Consider the following 17,381-nt stretch of genomic DNA (forward strand, 5'->3'; position numbering starts at 1 on the left):
TTTACACATAAGTTTTAAGTCGTTTTGATTAGATTACTGATTTAAACCACAGTCAGTACAAAAAAAGGCGATATTTCTCAAATCGCCTTCTTTAAATTTATAGAGTGTTTATTTATCACTCATCGTTTAGCATTCGCTTAATCTGCTCTGAAGCCTCTTTCCATCGGGTATCAGAGTGAAGAGTCGGCAAATTAAAGCTGTATTTTTTAAGCAATGAGTTGGCTAAAGGGACCTCTTGGATCGCTAAGTGATCAAGAGCCTCAATTTGTGCATCTCGTTTGTTACACATCAACACCATGTCACAGCCCGCATTCAAGGCTGCTTTTGCTCTGTCGGCAGGTCCGCCCATGATCGCAGCGCCTTCCATCGTTAGGTCATCAGAGAAGATCAGGCCTTTAAAACCCAGCTTTTGTCTCAATACTTTCTGTAACCAATATTGAGAGCCACTTGCTGGTTGGTCATCGTAATGAGAGAAAACCACGTGCGCTGGCATCATCGCATCTAATATTCCCGCTTCAATTTGCGCCTTAAAGATCGCCATATCGGTCTCAAAGATATCGTCTCGAGAGTCGTAAGGGGTTTCAAGGTGGGAATCGGCTATCACACCACCATGGCCAGGGAAGTGCTTTCCAGTTGTCGCCATACCAACCGACTTCATGCCTTTGATGAAGGCACTACTGTGACAAACGATGGTATCGATATCTTCACCAAATGCTCGGTTGCCAATCGCCTTACACTGATGACCTTTATCTAGTACTGGTGCAAAACTTAGATCGATATCGTGAGCAATCAGCTCCGCCGCCATCAACCAACCTGCTTGTTCTGCTAATTGTTCACCATTGCTGTGAGTCGCGAACTCTTGAGCGGCAGGGATAATAGAAAAACCATCGCGGAAACGCTGTACTCGCCCCCCTTCTTGGTCAACACCAATTAAAATAGGACGCTTAGCGGCTTTACGAATCTCTTTATTTAGGGCCGATAGCTGCTTGCTATCGTGGTAGTTTCTAGCAAATAAAATGAAACCACCAACGGTTGGGTGCTCTAAAATTTCTTTGTCTTCAGCGGTCAGTTCGTAGCCTGCAACATCAACCCACAACGGTCCCATATTTATCCCTTCTTAAACCTAATTTCATAAACTTCCCGAGATTATTCTCTTTAAATTTGCTTTACAATGTTTTTAAACTAATCAGTGGAAGACTTTAAGAATGCAGCGCAAGAGCTTAGGAATGGATCATAAAGAACTGTATATCGGTGTGATGTCGGGGACGAGTATGGACGCCGTTGATACAGCGTTAGTCTCGATTGAGGGCGATAGCATTGCATTACTTGCTCATGATGAGTTCCCAATGCCTGATGACCTCAAAGCGCGTCTGCTTGAAGTCTGTATTGGTCAGAAAACCGATCTGATTGCCATTGGCAAACTCGACCACCAGCTTGGCCACCTGTTTGCTGATGCGGTTCTGCAACTTCTCGACAAGTCAGATACACCTGCATCTTCTGTGACTGCGATTGGTAATCATGGTCAAACGGTGTTTCATCAGCCAACAGGCGACTCTCCATTTACTATGCAGTTGGGCGATGCCAATATCATTGCCGCTAAAACACAGATTCAAACGGTTGCCGATTTCAGACGTAAAGACATGGCATTAGGTGGACAAGGGGCACCATTAGTCCCTGCTTTCCACCATACGATTTTCCACCCGCAAGACAGCTCGGTTGTAGTGTTGAATATTGGTGGTATCTCGAATATTTCAGTGCTGCGCCCGAATCAGCCAACGCTTGGTTATGATACTGGCCCGGGCAACATGTTGATGGACGCTTGGGTCGATAAAAACTCTAGCGAGAAGTTTGACCGTGATGCGCAATTCGCGCTTAAAGGTCAACTCAATCAAGCCTTGCTAGAACAATTGTTAAATGAATCTTATCTATCTCAAATGCCACCGAAAAGTACTGGTAGAGAACTGTTCAACCTACCTTGGCTAGAACAACAACTTACAGAATTTAAAGATCTTGCAGCAGAAGATGTTCAGTACACGCTTTGTGAATATACCGCTTTAACGATAGCCAATGAAGTGGAAGCTTATTGCTGGGGCAACCAACCTGCACTGTATGTGTGTGGTGGTGGAGTAAGAAACCCACTATTGATGAAGAGGCTGTCTGAGCTTCTACCAAACTGGGAGGTTGCCTCGACCACCAACAAAGGCGTTGACGCTGACTATATGGAGGCGATGGCTTTTGCGTGGCTTGCTCAACGTCATATTTATCAACTGCCAAGTAATTTACCAGAAGTGACTGGCGCAAGCAGAGCGGCTTCTCTAGGCGTTCTATATAATGCTAACTAAACTATTTTAGAACCATCATTTAAGGATCATTATGAGTAACGACGCTCTCATATCAGCGCTCTCGCACCTCGTTTCGGAGGGGAGAAACCCTGACACTATGGATATTGATCTGCTCACCTCTCTCGAAGTGGTTGAAAAGATTAACCAACAAGACAAACAAGTCCCACTGGCGATAGAATCAGAACTGCCACAGATCGCACAAGCCGTTGATAAAATTGCTCATGCCTTTAAAAACGGTGGTCGACTGATTTATATGGGCGCAGGCACCAGTGGTCGATTAGGTGTGTTAGATGCATCAGAATGCCCACCGACTTTCGGTGTATCAGACAAGATGGTTATTGGCCTAATCGCTGGCGGACCAGAAGCCATTTTGAAAGCAAAAGAAGGGGCTGAAGATTCACTGACGCTAGGTATCAATGACCTAAAAGCAATTCAATTTTCAGAAAAGGATGTTGTGGTTGGCATTGCGGCAAGTGGTCGTACACCTTATGTGATTGGTGCGCTCAACTATGCCAATCAAATAGGTGCGGTGACAGTTGCGCTGTCTTGTAACCCAGATTCGCCAATTGCTGAGATTGCTCAGATCGCAATTAGCCCAGTGGTAGGCCCTGAAGCCTTAACAGGGTCAACAAGGCTGAAATCCGGTACAGCGCAAAAACTGGTGCTTAATATGTTGACCACAGCGAGTATGATCCGTATCGGTAAGAGCTACCAAAATCTGATGGTCGACGTAAAAGCGACCAACGAAAAGCTAGTAGCCCGCGCTGCTCGTATCGTTATTCAAGCGACCGAATGCGATAAAGCGTTGGCAATATCGACGCTTAAAACTACCGATTATGACGTAAAACTTGCGATCTTGATGATTCTGACCGGGCTTGATTTGCAAGCAGCTAAGGCTCAACTTGACCAGCAGAACGGCTTTTTAAGAAAAGCGGTCGAGAATAATCAGTAAATGTCGGATTAATCTTCGATGCTTATGAAAGCGTAATACAAAAAACCAGTACACATGCGGTACTGGTCTTTTTCGATTTGAGTTCAATGACTCAGCTTACGCTATATAGCTAACCAGGTGTGAGATTAGTGGTCGTTTGAAAACTCATCCCAGCCACGCTGCCACTCCATACGGAAACGCTGCGCATCTTCGGTACCAGAACAGACACCTTCATATACTTGACCAGATAAACCGATCTGATAAGCATGGTTCGGGTTGCAATATTCAGTTACACCGATTTGATAACCTTCGTTGTAGCTTGCTTGGTCAACCGCGCCCAGTTCTGCCATCTCTGAATATGAGCGTTGAGTGTTGCCTTTAATACCATCACGGTAGCCAATCTCTTGCCAGTTACCTTCTGCTGCTAAGTCTTGAACGTTGGCGCTGCATCCTGCAAGGCTAAATGCCACGACGAATAGTGCGATTATTTTTTTCATTTCAGTCCTTTATATTTACCTAACCACTTCTAAATGAAGCTTTGCCTCTGTTGGTAATTCTCCGCTGAACGGGAGCTGATGTCCACTCATCTCTGTTATCTACCGTTGATCTTTATTACGCACCGTTTAAAGCTCACCATCGACCACTTAACAGAAACACGATACTTCTCAACACTCCTCCCCCACCACTCAACAAAGGTCACAAACCACTAAACCGGCTATAACACCACTTAATTAGCTATTCGACCACTCACTCCAGTAGCGGAAGTTTCTTTCCATACACTCCTCTAATATACACCCTGACTTAATTAATACATTCAGGGATAACAAATTATGACGTGGTTTCTTACCTGTGTTGCAGCACTCATTGGTGGCTACTTTATTTACGGTGCTTTTATCGAAAAGGTTTTCGGTATCAATGAGAACCGTCAAACACCTGCTCATACTATGCAAGATGGTGTGGACTATGTTCCAATGTCGACTCCCAAGGTCTACCTAGTTCAACTGCTTAACATTGCAGGTGTAGGTCCAATCTTTGGTCCCATCATGGGGGCCTTATACGGGCCAGCAGCAATGCTCTGGATCGTGCTAGGGTGTATATTCGCAGGTGCAGTACACGACTACTTCTCAGGTATGTTATCTATCCGAAATGGGGGCGCTTCGGTTCCAACCATCACTGGGCGTTACCTGGGCAATGGCGCAAAGCACTTTATGAACATCTTTGCTATTGTCCTACTGCTTCTGGTTGGTGTGGTATTTGTTTCCGCTCCAGCAGGTATGATCACTAACCTTGTGAATGATCAAACGGACTTCACAATGCCTGCAGCTGCGATGGTTGTGGTCATTTTTGCTTACTACATCATCGCAACGATTGTCCCGGTCGATAAGATCATTGGCCGATTCTATCCACTATTCGGTGCATTACTTATCTTTATGTCTGTTGGCCTAATCACGGCAATTGGCTTATCTGATGAACACCAAATTATGGGTGGTTTTGAGGTGAGCGACATGTTCACAAACATGAACCCGAACGACTTACCACTATGGCCTGCTCTATTCATAACCATCGCTTGTGGCGCTATTTCTGGCTTCCACGCAACTCAGTCTCCTTTAATGGCTCGTTGCATGGAAAACGAAAAGAACGGTCGCTTCGTATTCTACGGCGCAATGATTGGTGAAGGCATCATCGCTCTGATCTGGTGTGCACTTGCACTATCATTCTTCGGTTCAGTGGAATCTCTATCTGAAGCAGTAGCAAATGGTGGTCCAGGTAACGTAGTTTACAGCGCTTCATTTGGCCTGCTGGGTGTATTTGGCGGTATCCTTGCTTTCCTTGGCGTGGTTATCCTACCAATCACTTCTGGTGACACTGCGTTCCGTTCAAGCCGTCTAATCCTTGCTGAATACTTCAACATGGAACAAAAGACACTGCGTAACCGTCTACTAATGGCTCTACCACTTTTCGTTATCGGTGCCATCCTGACTCAAGTAGACTTCGGTATCATCTGGCGCTACTTCGGTTTCGCTAACCAATCAACAGCAGTCATGATGCTATGGACAGCTTCAGCTTACCTACTTCGTCACAACAAACTGCACTGGGTAACGACGGTTCCAGCTATCTTCATGACGTCTGTGTGTATCACATTCATTCTGAACAACAGCCAACTTGGTTTTGGCCTACCAATGCAAATCTCAACTATCGTTGGTGTGATTAGTGCGCTGGGTGTTGCGGCTTACGTAATCAAGATTTCTAAAGGCAAAGGCGAAACTGACCTTGCTGATGAAGAAAAAGAAGCAAAAGGTGAAACTAAAACAGCCTAGTTCTTTAAACTCTTTGTAAAAGACCAGTCTTCATAGAAAGACAAGAACAGCCAAACACAACTTCGCTTGCTCCCGTAATCACTCAGTGATTCGTGGAAACTAAGATTAAAGCCCATCCACCGTGATGGGCTTTACTGTATCTCAACCTAGTTACATCAACATTAGAACGTCAATATTGCTATCTCAGCTTGAGAAGTAATAACCATTCGATATAACCAATGAAAACACAAGCAAAGCTACCGTTATCACACAATGAGCTTTACACTTAACCAGCGTCTCAATAGGTGAAAATATGGAACTCATTCTCTCTCTGCTGCAACAAACCTGTGTCTACTTAGTGATTGCTTACATGCTAAGTAAAACCCCGCTGATTCTCCCTTTGTTGAGCATCTCTTCGCGCTTAAGTCATAAAGTCAGCTGCTATGTTCTATTTTCCCTGTTCTGTATTATGGGCACCTATTTTGGGCTGCAGATTAATGACGCGATAGCCAACACTCGTGCGATGGGTGCGGTAATAGGTGGTCTGTTTGGGGGGCCTGTAGTCGGCTTTGCAGTGGGTTTTACAGGCGGTATCCATCGTTACTCTTTGGGTGGCTTCACTGATTTAGCTTGTGCAATTTCGACCACGGCAGAAGGCTTAATTGGTGGCCTACTGCACGTTTACTTAGTCAGAAAGAACAAAGCCAGCCAGCTGTTTAACCCGATGATGGTGTTTTCTGTGACCCTGTTTGCTGAAATCATTCAAATGCTGATTCTGTTGGCGGTCGCTGAGCCATTCACCCAAGCCTACGCACTGGTTTCCGACATTGCAGCGCCAATGATCATCGCAAACTCAGTCGGTGCTGCTCTGTTTATGAGCATCATCCAAGATAGAAAAACCATCTTTGAGAAATACTCAGCCACCTTCTCGCGCCGCGCACTGACCATTGCTGAACGTTCGGTGGGTATTCTTCACGGTGGTTTCACGTCTGATAACGCGCAGAAGATCGTGCGTATCATCTACGAAGAGACCAACGTAGGTGCTGTGGCGATTACTGACCGAGAAAAAATTCTCGCTTTCGTTGGCATTGGCGATGAGCACCATATTCCAAACACCCCTATTTCATCGCAAAGCACACTGACTTCGATTGAACAGAACGACATCATCTATCTGGATGGTAAAGAAAACCCATACCAATGCTCACTCTCACAGGATTGTAAGTTGGGGTCAGCGCTGATTATCCCACTGCGTGCTGGTAACGAAGTCGTCGGCACTATCAAGCTTTATGAGCCTAAGCTAAAGCTGTTTTCAACCATCAACATGTCGATGGCTGAAGGTATTGCTCAACTGTTATCGAGTCAAATCCTGTTCAGCAACTATCAGCAACAGCAAACACTACTGACCCAAGCGGAAATCAAGCTGCTGCACGCACAGGTCAACCCGCACTTCTTATTTAATGCGCTCAACACCATCAGTGCCGTAACACGTCGAGACCCAGATAAAGCGCGTGAGCTCATTCAGCACCTGTCTCACTTCTTTAGAAGTAACCTTAAGCAGAATATTAATACCGTGAAGCTCAAAGACGAGCTCGCGCACGTTAATGCGTACCTGACGATTGAGAAGGCACGCTTTACTGACCGCTTAGAAATTGAATGGGACATAGATCCACAACTGTTTGAGTCACAACTGCCAAGCTTTACTCTGCAACCTCTGGTTGAAAACGCCATTAAACATGGGATTTCAAATATGCTGGAAGGCGGCAAAGTGAAGATCTATAGCGAAGCTTTCCAAGGTGGATTTAGACTGATTGTCGAAGACAATGCTGGCAACTACCAGAAGCCATCTCAAGATCATGTTGGATTAGGGATGGAAATTGTTGATAAACGACTCACTAATTTCTTTGGACAAGACTCTGCACTAAAAATAGAATCTCAACCACAGCAATTTACTCGAATGAGCCTTATCATACCTATACTAAAATAATGGTGTTTTCGTAGGTAATCGCTTCTCAGTAGCGACATTTAGAAGCAGACATTAAAAAGATAAGCGGAATAAGCAGGGACAGAACAAAAATGAAGATTGCAGGATGTTAAAAGCACTCGTTATCGATGATGAGCTTTTTGCTCGCGAAGAGCTCATTGAGTTACTGACTGAAACGGGAGAAGTGGAAGTCATCGGTCAAGCAAGCAACGCGATCGAAGGACTGAAACAGATCAATCTGCTCAAGCCTGATGTAGTGTATTTGGATATCCAAATGCCGCAGGTTACGGGAATTGAACTGTTAAGCATGCTTGATCCAGACACCATGCCTTACGTGGTATTTGTTACTGCCTACGACCAATATGCGATTCAAGCCTTCGAAGATAACGCTTTTGATTACCTACTTAAGCCAGTCGAACCTAGTCGATTAAACAAGAGCGTTTGTCGTCTAAACAAAGTCATCAAACAAAATCAGAAAGCACCAGAACAAGACATCTCAGCGATTGCTCCATGCCATTTAGAGCAGATTCCGTGTATTGGTCATAACCGCATTGTGATCATGGCAAGCCAAACGGTTGAATGCGCGTATTCCGATATCAGTGGTGTGCATGTTCGTAGCTCATCGCAAACCGCGACCTCACAGTTAACCCTTAAGATCTTGGAAGAGAAAACCGATTTGATCCGCTGTCATCGACAGTATTTGATCAACATAAAATCGATCCAAGAGATCAAACTGTTAGAGAACGGATTAGCAGAGATCATTACCCTAACAGGCTTTGAAGTACCTGTTAGCCGTCGCTACCTCAAGGCGTTAAAAGAGCAACTCGGCCTACAGTAAACACCTTTTAAGGACGAGACATAGCACGATCAAAAAAGCCAACGAATCAACGTTGGCTTTCTACTGTTTACAAATCGATACTGTTTACAAATCGATAGTGTTTGCAAATCGATAATGTTTACGAATCAATCTTGTCACGAATCACTAGAGATTAGTCGACTTGCTTAATCTGTAGCTCTTTCGGTACTTCAAAGAACATGTTCTCTTCACGACCTTGAATCTCTTCAACGTCAGTCGCACCCAATTCACGGATACGATCTAGAATTTGGTTTACCAGCTCTTCAGGAGCAGATGCACCAGCCGTTACACCGATTTTCTTCTTGCCTTCAACCCATTCTGTTTGAATGTCTTCAGGGCAATCTGTTAGATAACCTGGTGTACCTAATTTCTCAGCCAGCTCTTTCAAACGTGTTGAGTTCGATGAGTTCTTAGAACCAACCACAATTACAACGTCAACGTCGTTTGCCATCTCACGAACCGCGTCTTGACGGTTTTGAGTCGCGTAACAGATGTCGTCTTTACGAGGGCCTTGGATCTCAGGGAATACACGACGTAGCTCTTCGATTACGTCTGCAGTTTCATCAACAGATAGCGTCGTTTGGCTCACGTAGTGCAGGTTAGTTGGATCGTTCACCACTAGGTTTTGCACGTCCTCTGGCTTCTCAACCAAGTACATACCACCCGTTTGGCTCGAGTATTGACCCATAGTACCTTCAACTTCAGGGTGACCTGCGTGACCAATCAGTACTACTTCCATATGTTTGCGGCTCGCACGAGCAACCTCCATATGAACTTTAGTCACCAAAGGACACGTCGCATCAAATACGGTTAAATCGCGCTCTTTCGCCTCTTTACGAACCGCTTGAGAGACACCGTGAGCCGAGAAGATCACGATGTTGTCGTCTGGCACTTCACTCAGTTCTTCGACAAAAATAGCACCACGCTGCTTGAGCCCCTCAACAACAAAGCGGTTGTGTACCACTTCATGGCGAACATAGATCGGTGGCTGATACATTTCGAGTGCACGCTCTACGATACTGATCGCACGATCGACACCGGCACAAAAGCCACGAGGGTTAGCTAACATTATTTTCATTTCATTGCTCATCATTTACCGCGGTACTAAGGTTGTTTCTATAGAGTTCGCCGTCAGCGAGGTTCGCATTCTACAGTGAAGCGTCTAGACAGTGAAGCTATGGGTGACATCACAGGTGTAAGGCTATCTTGTTCTAGCGTGAAGACAGCTATTCTAACGTAAAGATAGTTATTCTACCGCTAAGATGTTGACGTCAAACGTAACGTCTTGACCAGCAAGTGGATGGTTAAAATCAACCGTCACTGAATCACCTGCGATCTCAGTAATAATCCCTGGGATTTCCATACCGTCAGGACCAGAGAATGCCATGATAGTGCCCACTTCAACTTCAGAATCGCCAACAAACTTAGCACGATCCATATAGTGAATATGATCAGGGTTTGGCATACCAAACGCGTCTTCTGCTTTCAGTTCGATAGACTTTTCAGTTCCAGCTTCAAGTCCGAGTAAGCACGCTTCAAAGTTCTCACTTAGACTGCCATCGCCCATCACGAACTTCGCTGGTTTACCCATATTTTCCGTACTATCGGCAACTGAACCATCCTTCATTTTAATCGTAAAATGTAGGGTTACTACTGAATCATTTTTAATTGCTGCCACGTTACTTTCCTTAGGTTTCTTTATTATTTGAGAACGCAATTTGCTTCGCTCTCATATTACTTGCAGCATAAAAAAAAGCGCCGTCGGAATCAACCGACAGCGCTTAGGGCTATTCTATTCTGTGAGTCATAGACTGACTTTGAGGCAAGCTATTTGCTTTCGTCTTTCTTACGGAAACCATCTAAGATGATCATCGCAGCACCGATACAGATCCCCATATCCGCTAAGTTAAAGGCAGGCCAATGGTAAGTGCCCCAGTAGAAGTCTAAGTAATCGACAACAAAGCCATGTACGACTCGGTCAAACACATTACCAACCGCACCACCAATGATGATCGCATAAGCAATGTTATTCCACTTCTCTGCAGCTGGTAGTTTACTCATCCAGTACGTCAGCATGCCCGTTACTGCAAATGCGATACCGGTAAATAACCAACGCTGCCAACCACTTTGATCACTCAAGAAGCTAAACGCTGCACCATAGTTATGCACGTACAAAAAGTTAAAGAATGGCAGAACCTCAATACGGTTTGCCCAGCCATAACCCATGTTATCCATGACAAAGAGTTTAATGCCGATATCGGCAAGGAAGACTACCAGAGCCAACCATAACCAACGCACACCAGATTGTTTTAACGAAACTTCACTCATTTCTATTCCTAGTATTTACGAAGTTGGTATTCATTGTTAGTCACCTTAAGTGACCTGATTACCGTACTTGGATAAACACATTTCCTATAATTAAAAATAACCCCAGTTGATACTGGGGCTATGATTTTTACAAAAAGTTCAGTCTTTCTCTGAGCTGTTATGCGAACTTACGCACTTCGCCTTCACCGTCGATGTTCGACATACAACGACCACATACTTTCTCGTGACCTTCGATAGTGCCTACATCTGGAGTGTGGTGCCAGCAACGGTCACACTTCTCAGCTTCAGTAGCTGCAACTTCAACGAATAGACCAGCAACGTCTGTCGCTTGAGCTGCATCAGACTTCTCGCTCAGTGGCTTAACAACAGCTGCAGAAGTGATAAGTACGAAACGTAGCTCATCTTCTAGCTTGTTGATTTTAGCTGCTAGTGCGTCCTCAGCGTATAGCGTTACTTCAGCTTGCAGTGCACCACCGATCGTTTTCTCTTTACGAGCATCTTCAAGAAGCTTGTTCACTGCGCCACGAACCGTTTGGATTTCAGTCCAGAATTCATTGCTTAGCTCTTCGCCTTCAGCAAGACCAAATAGACCTTCGAACCACTCACCTGTGAATACGAACGTGTCGCGCTTACCCGGCATTTCATTCCAGATTTCATCTGCAGTGAACGACATGATAGGCGCCATCCAACGAACTAGAGCTTCTACGATGTAGTAAAGCGCAGTTTGACAGCTACGTTGAGCATGGCTGCCCTGCTTCGCTGTGTACTGACGGTCTTTAATTACGTCTAGGTAGAAAGAACCCATTTCGATAGAACAGAACTGCATTAGACGTTGAGTCACACCGTGAGTGTTGTACTCGCCGTATGCTTTAACAATCTCTTCTTGTGCAGCTTGAGCACGGCCAACAGCCCAACGATCAAGTGCAACCATCTCTTCAGCAGGTACTAGGTCAGTTTCAGGGTTGAAACCGTTTAAGTTCGCTAGGAAGAAACGAGCCGTGTTACGAATACGACGGTAAGCATCCGCTGAACGCTTCAGGATTTCATCAGAAACCGCAACTTCACCTGTGTAGTCTGTAGAAGCAACCCATAGACGCAGGATATCTGCACCTAGCTTGTTGGTTACGTCTTTAGGCGCAACAACGTTACCGATAGATTTAGACATCTTACGGCCGTTACCATCCACCACGAAACCGTGTGTTAGTACTTGCTTGTATGGTGCTTCGTCTTTCATCGCGATAGATGAAATTAGAGAAGACTGGAACCAACCACGGTGTTGGTCTGAACCTTCAAGGTAAAGATCAGCACTGTGCGTGCGCTCTTCGTTCGGGAAGTTATACTCTTCGCGAGAATCAACAACAGAGAAGTGTGTAACACCTGAATCGAACCATACATCTAGTGTATCTAGCACTTTTTCGTACTTGTCTGCATCTTCAGCGCCCATTAGTTCAGCAGCGTCGACATCCCACCAAGCTTGAATACCTTTCTCTTCAACGAGCTTCGCGACTTTTTCGATTAGCTCAGAGCTATCTGGGTGAAGTTCTGACGTTTCTTTATGAACAAACAGAGCAATTGGTACACCCCAAGTACGTTGACGAGAGATACACCACTCAGGACGACCTTCGATCATACCTTCGATACGGCTTTGACCCCATTCCGGCATCCACTCAACATTCTTCGTTGACTCTAGTGCTTTTGCACGTAGGCCAGCTTGATCCATAGAGATGAACCACTGTGGTGTTGCACGGAAGATGATTGGAGTTTTGTGTCTCCAACAATGTGGGTAGCTGTGTTCGTAAGCGTGGTGATGCAAAAGTGCACCTTTCTCTTTTAGAACTTCTAAAACAGAGTCGTTCGCTTTAAATACGTGCTGACCAGCAAATAGCTCAGTATCTGGCAGGTAAACACCGTTAGAGCCTACTGGATTAGCGATTTCTAAGTTGTACTTTTTACCAACCACGAAATCCTCTTGACCGTGGCCAGGAGCAGTGTGAACAACACCAGTACCTGAATCAGTCGTAACGTGATCACCTAGGATAGCAGGAACTGTGAAGTCGTAGAACGGGTGGTTGAACTGAGAAAGCTCAAGATCAGCACCAGTTGCAAAACCTAGGTTGTGGAAATGCTCGATACCTGCACGATCCATTACGTCTTTTGCTAGTTCAGAAGCAACAACGATACGTTGAGCTGGCTGGTCGCCATTAGCTTCAACTTGGATAAGTACGTATTCAAGATCATCACGTAGACATACTGCGCGGTTAGCTGGAAGAGTCCATGGTGTTGTTGTCCAGATAACGATAGAGATTTCGCCCTGACCAGCATGGCCGTCAGCTAGAGAGAATTTCTTTAGAAGCGCAGCTTCGTCAGCTGCAGTAAATTTCACATCGATAGATGGAGATACTTTATCTTTGTATTCAACTTCAGCTTCAGCCAGAGCAGAACCACAGTCAGTACACCAGTGAACAGGTTTGAAACCTTTCAGTAGGTGACCTTTGTCTGCGATTTTGCCTAGAGAACGAATGATGTTCGCTTCTGTGCCGAAATCCATAGTGCGGTATGGTTTGTCCCACTCGCCCATGATACCAAGACGTTTGAAGCTCTCTTTTTGACCTTCAACTTGGCCCGCAGCGTACTTACGACACTCTTCGCGGAATTCAGCAGCAGAAATCTTCTGACCAGGCTTACCTTTCTTCTTCTCAACCATTAGTTCGATTGGAAGACCGTGACAGTCCCAACCAGGGATGTACGGTGCATCAAAACCAGAAAGGGTCTTAGATTTAATAATAATGTCTTTAAGAATCTTATTCAGCGCGTGGCCAATGTGAATGTCGCCGTTCGCGTATGGAGGGCCATCATGCAGTACGAAAGATTTTTTACCTTTCTTTGCCTTACGGATTTCGCCGTAAAGATCTTCTTTGTACCAACGCTTAAGCATTTCTGGCTCACGATTTGCCAGATTGCCGCGCATTGGGAACCCTGTTTCTGGTAAGTTCAGGGTATCTTTATAATCACTCATCGATTCTTAATTCCGTTATACTTGGGCGAAGTTAGACATTATGTTAATCGGTGGAATCATCCGATTAATTCTTTAGCTGAAGCAGCCACACCCTTGCGGCTTCAGCATCCAATTCTATTTGATTCTTTAATGCGTCGAACGATTCAAACTTTATCTCGTCGCGCAGTTTGTGCAAAAGTCGTACTTCTAACTGTTTACCATACAAATTGGCTTTAAAGTCAAAAAAGTGAACTTCTAATTGCTGCCTTACACCATTCACCGTTGGTCGTTGTCCAATATTAGCAACGCCACCGACAGGAACCCCGTCGATATCCAATGCTTCAACAACGTATACTCCCGACACAGGAGAGACACAACGCTTTAATGGAATGTTAGCGGTAGGGAAACCTATGGTTCTCCCTAGTTTTCGACCATGGGACACACGACCACTTATGCTGTAATCACGTCCTAACATGGTAGCACTTGCAGCCAAATCATCGACCGCTAATGCATTTCGTATCTCAGTACTGCTGACACGTAATTGATTTAAGCAATAGCTTTGGGTGCTTACCACCTCAAAACCGTGCTTCTCGCCCGCTTCTTTGAGCATAGCGAAATTGCCAGTGCGGCCTTTGCCAAAACAAAAGTCATCACCAACCACCAAAAACTTCACGCCAAGCTTATCAACCAAAAGATCTTTAATGAATGCTTCCGCAGATAAACTTGCAAAGTACTGATTAAAATTGACACACAATAAACGACTGATATCTAGCTTGCTCAGTTGTACGTACTTATCGCGTAAGCGAGTCAAACGTGCCGGCGCTTTATCTCGGGCAAACAGCTCCATAGGCTGCGGTTCAAACGTCATAACAACAGAAGGTAACCCTAATGCTGCCGCTTGTTCACAAACCTGGCTAAGAACCTCTTGATGTCCTAAGTGAACACCATCGAAGTTACCTATGGTCAATACACAGCCGTGATGCTGCGCTTTAATATTGTGTATACCTCGGATCAGTTCCATTATGATCAGCTAAAACCTGTTATTTGCATCATTCATTGTGTGAAACCGACGGATTATATACTAATCAGTATTAATCTGTCGCTGCTTTTAAATGTTTTACTCGGATACCTAAAATCAGTACCGAAACAATATAAACAAAGCCACCAAGTCCAATCAAGCCTGTTAATGTCAGTGCTCTCTGGCTTAAGCTCCATTCAAGCCAATGTTGCATATTATCCAGCTGCCATAAAATAGCCGCGACCATCACCACTCCTGAGATAATCAATTTGGCACTAAACAACAAGGTTGTCTTAGTTAATTGATACACACCCGCAAGGTGCAATCCGCGATATAACAACGCCATATTCACAAAAGCAGACAATGCCGTCGCAATCGCCAAACCCACATAACCATAGAAATAAGCGAAAATCGCGTTAAACACCATATTGGTCACCATAGCGATAATGCCGTACTTAACCGGTGTTTTGGTATCTTGGCGAGAGTAATAACCCGGAGCTAAAACTTTAATCAACATGAAGTTAAGCAAGCCTGACGCGTAAGCCACCAATGACATCGATGCCTGCTGTACATCATGTGGAGAGAACTCACCACGCATGAATAGCACCATCAGCATCGGTTTAGCTAAAACGATAAGACCTAACATCGCAGGAATACCAAGCAGTAAAACCATGCGCACGCCCCAGTCCATGGTATGCGCGAACCCTTCTCCTTGAGCATCTACGTGTTTACGAGATAAAGCAGGAAGAATCACAGTCGCAATCGCGATACCGAATAAACCGAGAGGAAATTCAAGCAGTCGGTCTGAGTAGTACAACCAACTGATAGAGCCTGTTGCGAGGAAGCTGGCAATAAAGGTATCAAACAATAAGTTGATTTGACTGACCGACACACCGAACAAAGCAGGGATCATTAATGTGCGGATCTTAACCACACCTGGATCTCTCCAGCCCCACTTCGGCTTAACCAACACACCCGCTTTGATCAAGAAAGGCATTTGGAAAAGGAATTGGACTAAGCCACCAAGAAACACACCAATCGCCAAACCAATTTCTGGTTGATCTAAATTAGGTGAGATAAACCACGCAGCGCCTATGATCATCACATTCAAGAACACAGGGGTAAAAGAGGAAACCGCAAACTTACCTAGCGTATTAAGAATCGCACCAGATAAAGCAACAAAGGTGATAAACCATAAATAAGGGAAGGTAATCTTGAGCATAAAGCTCGCCAGCTCAAATTTAGGCGCCGCTGGGCCATCATTTAGCCAGTCGATAAACCAACCCGCACCAAACAGCGCGGTAATCGCTCCAGAGCCTAGCACACCGATAACGGTAACAATAGAGACTAATACCCCGAGCGTGCCTGAGACCTTAGCGATTAAGTCTCGGGTTTTCTCTTTGTCACCAGTCGCGTGATATTCCGTTAATACAGGGACAAAGGCTTGAGAAAAGGCACCTTCTGCAAACAGTCGACGTAAGAAGTTCGGGATTTTATTAGCGAAGAAAAATACGTCTGCACTCGCTCCTGCTCCCATCAAATTTGCTACTACTACATCACGTACTAGCCCCAATACACGGGAAACAAAAGTCATTGCACTGACAATCAGGCCTGACTTTAATAGTCGTTTACTCACAGAAACCTCTGACACTGGTTGATTACTTTCAAGGGAGGATAAATACTATCCTGCCCTAAGAAGCATATTTATTAGCATTGGTCTAAAAATGCTGTTAGAATCCCCGCCATCTTAACCGCGATGACCTTTCCATACCAAAGTTTGTTTGGCTACGATTGGTTTTTGCACAAATCATTTGACAATTAAGCGCTAATGAGGGATAGTCCTCGCCCTTAAATTGTCACCGAACTAAGTTTTTGGGAGTTAGACCCTTGGCAAACAGTAAATCTGCTAAGAAGCGCGCTATCCAAGCTGAGAAACGTCGCCAGCACAATGCTAGCCGTCGTTCTATGATGCGCACTTACATGAAAAAGACTATCGCAGCTATCGCAGCTGGTGATAAAGAAGCTGCAACTGCTGCTCTTGTAGAAGTTACACCACTTCTTGACCGTATGGCGACTAAAGGCCTTATTCATAAGAATAAAGCTGCACGTCATAAGTCTCGTTTCGCTGCTGCAATCAAAGCTCTTTAATAGAAATTTGATTACAACGCAAAACGAAAAAAACCGGCCTAGGCCGGTTTTTTTATATCTAAATTTTGAGTAACGCTTTTATTTTACGTGCTAACAGCCGTTTTGCTTACCGATAGACTGTTAAGCAAATAGATAAAACAAACAATCAGGAAAATAAATAGAGAAGCAAATTGATACGTAGATAGGTAGATAGATAGATAGATAGATAAACATTAACGTTCAATGTGAAATACTAACACTTTGATCTGCTCCAGCCAGACTGGACACTTCATTAAGCGACATTTTGATTTTCAAAGTTAACTGGGCTTAGATACCCAAGAGCACTGTGCCTTCTTGTCCGATTATAATCAACCTCTATGTATTCAAAGATTGTTTGGCGCATCTCGTCTCGCGTCATGATCGGCTCATACTGGATCGCTTCAACTTTCATTGAATGGAAGAAGCTCTCAACACAAGCATTGTCCCAGCCGTTTCCTTTCCTACTC

15 protein-coding genes are annotated in these 17,381 nt (G+C 44.7%); 6 read left to right on the forward strand and 9 right to left on the reverse strand.

What is annotated here, in order from left to right; all coding sequences use genetic code 11:
• Nucleotides 1-115 precede the first annotated feature (115 nt).
• Nucleotides 116-1,105 (reverse strand): beta-N-acetylhexosaminidase, encoded by a 990-nt coding sequence (gene nagZ / locus L1D11_RS19250; protein ID WP_239833438.1) that lies wholly within the window; start codon nt 1,103-1,105, stop codon nt 116-118.
• 121 nt (nt 1,106-1,226) lie between these two features.
• On the opposite strand from nagZ, the gene L1D11_RS19255 reads away from it, so the two are divergent.
• Together L1D11_RS19255 and murQ are read left to right on the forward strand one after the other, a co-directional pair.
• Nucleotides 1,227-2,342 (forward strand): anhydro-N-acetylmuramic acid kinase, encoded by a 1,116-nt coding sequence (locus L1D11_RS19255; protein WP_239833437.1) that lies wholly within the window; start codon nt 1,227-1,229, stop codon nt 2,340-2,342.
• Between the two features lie 31 nt (nt 2,343-2,373).
• On the forward strand, nt 2,374-3,294 hold the full coding sequence (gene murQ / locus L1D11_RS19260) for an N-acetylmuramic acid 6-phosphate etherase (protein ID WP_239833436.1): 921 nt from the start codon (nt 2,374-2,376) through the stop codon (nt 3,292-3,294).
• 125 nt (nt 3,295-3,419) lie between these two features.
• Here murQ and L1D11_RS19265 read toward each other — a convergent pair whose 3' ends face one another.
• Nucleotides 3,420-3,770, reverse strand: coding sequence for a DUF2799 domain-containing protein (locus L1D11_RS19265; RefSeq protein WP_239833435.1), 351 nt, complete (start codon nt 3,768-3,770; stop codon nt 3,420-3,422).
• Nucleotides 3,771-4,103: 333 nt separating this feature from the next.
• Between L1D11_RS19265 and L1D11_RS19270 the strand changes: the two genes are divergently transcribed.
• The 3 genes from L1D11_RS19270 (at nt 4,104) to btsR (ending at nt 8,389) form a co-directional block, all read left to right on the forward strand.
• On the forward strand, nt 4,104-5,591 hold the full coding sequence (locus L1D11_RS19270; RefSeq protein ID WP_239833434.1) for a carbon starvation protein A: 1,488 nt from the start codon (nt 4,104-4,106) through the stop codon (nt 5,589-5,591).
• A gap of 292 nt (nt 5,592-5,883) precedes the next feature.
• Complete coding sequence (locus L1D11_RS19275) at nt 5,884-7,554, forward strand: sensor histidine kinase (protein WP_239833433.1); 1,671 nt, start codon at nt 5,884-5,886, stop codon at nt 7,552-7,554.
• A 103-nt stretch (nt 7,555-7,657) separates the two neighbouring features.
• Entirely contained in the window at nt 7,658-8,389 is a 732-nt protein-coding gene (btsR, locus tag L1D11_RS19280; protein WP_239833432.1) for a two-component system response regulator BtsR, read from the forward strand.
• A gap of 151 nt (nt 8,390-8,540) precedes the next feature.
• Here the strand turns inward: btsR and ispH are convergent, their stop codons facing one another.
• The 6 genes from ispH to murJ form a co-directional block, all read right to left on the reverse strand.
• Nucleotides 8,541-9,497 carry a 4-hydroxy-3-methylbut-2-enyl diphosphate reductase gene (gene ispH / locus L1D11_RS19285; protein ID WP_239833444.1) on the reverse strand — a complete coding sequence of 319 codons (957 nt, stop codon included), beginning with the start codon at nt 9,495-9,497 and terminating at the stop codon, nt 8,541-8,543.
• Between the two features lie 156 nt (nt 9,498-9,653).
• Entirely contained in the window at nt 9,654-10,085 is a 432-nt protein-coding gene (gene fkpB / locus L1D11_RS19290) for an FKBP-type peptidyl-prolyl cis-trans isomerase (protein WP_239833431.1), read from the reverse strand.
• A 149-nt stretch (nt 10,086-10,234) separates the two neighbouring features.
• On the reverse strand, nt 10,235-10,735 hold the full coding sequence (gene lspA / locus L1D11_RS19295) for a signal peptidase II (protein WP_102394038.1): 501 nt from the start codon (nt 10,733-10,735) through the stop codon (nt 10,235-10,237).
• Nucleotides 10,736-10,892: 157 nt separating this feature from the next.
• On the reverse strand, nt 10,893-13,751 hold the full coding sequence (gene ileS / locus L1D11_RS19300; protein ID WP_239833430.1) for an isoleucine--tRNA ligase: 2,859 nt from the start codon (nt 13,749-13,751) through the stop codon (nt 10,893-10,895).
• 64 nt (nt 13,752-13,815) lie between these two features.
• Nucleotides 13,816-14,751 carry a bifunctional riboflavin kinase/FAD synthetase gene (gene ribF / locus L1D11_RS19305; RefSeq protein ID WP_239833429.1) on the reverse strand — a complete coding sequence of 312 codons (936 nt, stop codon included), beginning with the start codon at nt 14,749-14,751 and terminating at the stop codon, nt 13,816-13,818.
• Nucleotides 14,752-14,821: 70 nt separating this feature from the next.
• Nucleotides 14,822-16,384: a murein biosynthesis integral membrane protein MurJ gene (gene murJ / locus L1D11_RS19310; RefSeq protein WP_345772750.1), complete on the reverse strand. Its 1,563-nt coding sequence runs from the start codon at nt 16,382-16,384 to the stop codon at nt 14,822-14,824.
• Between the two features lie 251 nt (nt 16,385-16,635).
• Here murJ and rpsT point away from each other — a divergent pair, with 251 nt between their 5' ends.
• Nucleotides 16,636-16,896 (forward strand): 30S ribosomal protein S20, encoded by a 261-nt coding sequence (gene rpsT, locus L1D11_RS19315; protein WP_004739529.1) that lies wholly within the window; start codon nt 16,636-16,638, stop codon nt 16,894-16,896.
• A 271-nt stretch (nt 16,897-17,167) separates the two neighbouring features.
• On the opposite strand, the gene L1D11_RS19320 is transcribed toward rpsT, so the two are convergent.
• Nucleotides 17,168-17,381 (reverse strand): IS3 family transposase (locus tag L1D11_RS19320; protein WP_239862684.1); only part of this gene is annotated, 214 nt, incomplete at its 5' end.

The sequence above is a fragment of the Vibrio sp. Isolate32 genome, from assembly GCF_022397955.1.
Taxonomy (GTDB): domain Bacteria; phylum Pseudomonadota; class Gammaproteobacteria; order Enterobacterales; family Vibrionaceae; genus Vibrio.

Coding starts and splice junctions, on each gene's coding strand:
- murQ (WP_239833436.1), top strand. CDS start 2,374: ATGAGTAACGACGCTCTCATATCAGCGCTCTCGCACCTCGTTTCGGAG.
- nagZ (WP_239833438.1), bottom strand. CDS start 1,105: ATGGGACCGTTGTGGGTTGATGTTGCAGGCTACGAACTGACCGCTGAA.
- ileS (WP_239833430.1), bottom strand. CDS start 13,751: ATGAGTGATTATAAAGATACCCTGAACTTACCAGAAACAGGGTTCCCA.
- ribF (WP_239833429.1), bottom strand. CDS start 14,751: ATGGAACTGATCCGAGGTATACACAATATTAAAGCGCAGCATCACGGC.
- L1D11_RS19270 (WP_239833434.1), top strand. CDS start 4,104: ATGACGTGGTTTCTTACCTGTGTTGCAGCACTCATTGGTGGCTACTTT.
- lspA (WP_102394038.1), bottom strand. CDS start 10,735: ATGAGTGAAGTTTCGTTAAAACAATCTGGTGTGCGTTGGTTATGGTTG.
- L1D11_RS19255 (WP_239833437.1), top strand. CDS start 1,227: ATGGATCATAAAGAACTGTATATCGGTGTGATGTCGGGGACGAGTATG.
- L1D11_RS19265 (WP_239833435.1), bottom strand. CDS start 3,770: ATGAAAAAAATAATCGCACTATTCGTCGTGGCATTTAGCCTTGCAGGA.
- L1D11_RS19275 (WP_239833433.1), top strand. CDS start 5,884: ATGGAACTCATTCTCTCTCTGCTGCAACAAACCTGTGTCTACTTAGTG.
- btsR (WP_239833432.1), top strand. CDS start 7,658: ATGTTAAAAGCACTCGTTATCGATGATGAGCTTTTTGCTCGCGAAGAG.
- ispH (WP_239833444.1), bottom strand. CDS start 9,497: ATGAGCAATGAAATGAAAATAATGTTAGCTAACCCTCGTGGCTTTTGT.